This window comes from Melaminivora alkalimesophila (assembly GCF_000282995.1).
In the GTDB taxonomy this organism is placed as follows: Bacteria; Pseudomonadota; Gammaproteobacteria; order Burkholderiales; family Burkholderiaceae_C; genus Melaminivora; species Melaminivora alkalimesophila.
Window position 1 is genome coordinate 1 of sequence record NZ_ALEE01000549.1, and the last position, 2,866, is coordinate 2,866.

The window sequence follows — 2,866 nt, forward strand, 5'->3', positions numbered from 1 at the left end:
CGAGCCGAAGCGCACGGCGCCCACCTGCAGCGCATCGCCCAGCGGCACCAGCTGCAGCCCGGCGTCGGCCAGGCGCTTGCGCCCGTCCTCGCCCTGCTCGCCGCCCAGCACCACCGCCACCGTCTTGCTGCGCTCGTCGCCCTCGAGCGTCATACCCTCGATGCGCATGACCAGGCGCCCGCCCGTGGGCCGCTCGCGCGCCACGTCGTACACCTGCGCGGCCGGGGCGCTCACGTACTCGGGCTGGATGCGGTTCATGATCATGTCGGGGCGGAACAGCAGCACCACCGCAGCCAGCAGCATCAGCTGCTCCCACCAGCGGCTCTTGACGCGGAACCACCCCATGGTCACGGCAGCGAACAGCAGCATCGCGGCGATGCTCGCGACGATGACGCGCAGCGCCTCGCCCGCGCCCTCGGTGCTGATCATCAGCAGCTGCGGGTTGAAGATCCAGATGAAGGGCAGGATCAGCGTGCGCGAGGCGTAGATGAAGCCCTGCACCCCGGTGGCGAGCGAGCTCTCGCCCGAGATCGCCGAGGCCGCGAAGGTCGCGAGCCCCACCGGTGGCGTGATGTCCGCCATGATCCCGTAGTAGAAGACGAACATGTGGACGGCGATCAGCGGGATCACCATGCCCGCCTGCGCCCCCAGCTCCACCACCACCGGCGCCATGAGCGTGGCCACCAGGATGTAGTTGGCCGTGGTCGGCACGCCCAGGCCGATCACCAGGCAGGTGGCGGCGACGAACAGCAGCATCAGGATCACGTTGCCCTGGCTGACGAATTCGACGAACTCGGTCATCCGCAGACCTAGCCCGGTGAGCGTGATGCCGCCCACCACGATGCCGGCCGTCGCCGTGGCGATGCCGATGCCGATCATGTTGCGCGCGCCGTTGTGGAAGCCCTCGACCACGGCCGTGCCGCCCTCGCGCCACATGCCCGCCTGGGACGTGCCGCGAAACAGCGCGATCAGCGGCTTTTGCGTGAGCATCAGCACCGCCAGCGAGGTCACGGCCCAGAAGGCCGACAGCGACGGCGACATCTGCTCGACCATCAGGCACCACACCAGGATGCCGATGGGCATGATGAAGTGCAGGCCGGCGCGCACCGTCGGCCAGGTGTCGCGCAGGTGGCCGCCCACCGAGGCGCCCTCGATGGTGTCGGGCAGGTCCGGGCAGCGCGCCGCCTGCCACACCGCCACCAGGTACAGGCCGAGCACCGTCGCGCCCACCGCCCAGGGAGCGGCCGCGCCCAGCAGCGCCTTCATGGCGCCGATGGCGTAGTACAGCGCGCCCACCACGATGACCGTGCCCAGCACGCCGAACAGGTTGCGCAGGATGCGGTCGCGCCAGGGCCGCGCGCGCCGCTGGGCGATGGGCTGCATCCCCAGGCGCAGCGCCTCCAGGTGGACGATGTAGAACAGCCCCAGGTACGACAGGATGGCCGGCAGGAAGGCATGCCGGACGATGTCCGCGTAGGGGATGCCCACGTACTCGACCATCAGGAAGGCGGCCGCGCCCATCACCGGCGGCATGATCTGGCCGTCCACCGAGCTCATGGTCTCGATGGCGCCGGCCTTGACGCCGCCGTAGCCCGCCTTCTTCATCAGCGGGATGGTGAAGATGCCGGTCGAGACCACGTTCGCCACCGACGAGCCGGAGATCATGCCGTTGAGCGCGGATGAGGCCACCGCCACCTTGGCCGGCCCGCCGCGCAGGTGGCCAAGCGCCGCGAAGCTCACCTGCATCATGTAGTTGCCGCCGCCGCTTCGGTCCAGCAGCGCGCCGAACAGCACGAACACGAAGATGGTGGTCGCCGACACGCCCAGGGCGATGCCGTACACCCCCTCGGTCGTCAGCCACATGTGGGTCAGCATGCGGTTGAGCGAGGCGCCCTTGTGCGAGATCACCTCCGGCAGCCACGGCCCGGCCATGCTGTAGCCGATGAACACCAGCGCCAGCACCGCCATGGGCCAGCCCACGGCGCGCCGCGTCGCCTCCAGCAGCAGCACCAGGCCGATGCAGGCGACCACGATGTCCCCCGTGGTCGGGTTGCCGGGGCGGTTCGCCAGCTCGGCATAGAACAGCATGATGTAGGCGGCGGCGAAGGCCCCGGCCGCGGCGAACACCCAGTCGGTGAGCGGCACGTGGGCGCGCGGCGAGCGCTTGAAGGCCGGCCAGGCGGTGAACGCCAGGAAGATGGCGAACGACAGGTGGATGGCGCGCGCCTGCGTGTCGTTCAGGATGCCGAAGCCCAGGGCGAAGGGCAAGGGCGAGGCGTACCAGTACTGGAACAGCGCCCAGGCCAGCGCCACGCCGAAGATCAGGTGGCGCGTCAGCCCCGTGGGCTGGCGCCCGCCGGTGTCGGTGTCGGCGACGAGTTGCTGCAGGGCCTCGGGGGCCTTGCCGATTTCAGAGGCCATGGGCAGTCCTTGGAACGGTCAGGAAACAAAAAGGGGCGAAGCGGCGGGGCTTCGCCCCTGCGGGCGGAGGGTTCGGTGAAGCGCGGGGCTTACTGGATCCAGCCCTTTTCCTTGTAGTAGCGCGCGGCGCCCTCGTGCAGCGGCGCCGACAGGCCGTCCTTGACCATGCTCTCGGGCGTCAGGTGGGCCAGCGCCGGGTGCAGCTTCTTGAACTCGTCGAAGTTGTCGAACACCGCCTTGGTCACGGCGTAGACCGTGTCGGCTTCCTGCAGCGCCAGGGCGGCGAGGATCTGCGGCGTGTGCAGCGTGCGGTGCTGCAGCAGCAGCTCGGGATGCTGCTCGCGCCACAGCTGCACGGCGCGCGGAAAGACCTCCTGGCCCAGGCTCGGGACGCTGAGCACGCGCAGCGTGCCCTGGCCGCGGCCGGCGCGCAGGCTCCCCCCCA

Annotated in this window: 2 protein-coding genes; both read right to left on the minus strand. The window is 70.1% G+C overall.

Features of this window, described 5'->3' with window-relative positions; all coding sequences use genetic code 11:
* The coding region (locus A612_RS10790; RefSeq protein WP_019374498.1) for a TRAP transporter permease at positions 1-2,421 on the minus strand (2,421 nt) is incomplete at its 3' end.
* 89 nt (positions 2,422-2,510) lie between these two features.
* The coding region (locus A612_RS17705; RefSeq protein WP_040436632.1) for a TAXI family TRAP transporter solute-binding subunit at positions 2,511-2,866 on the minus strand (356 nt) is incomplete at its 5' end.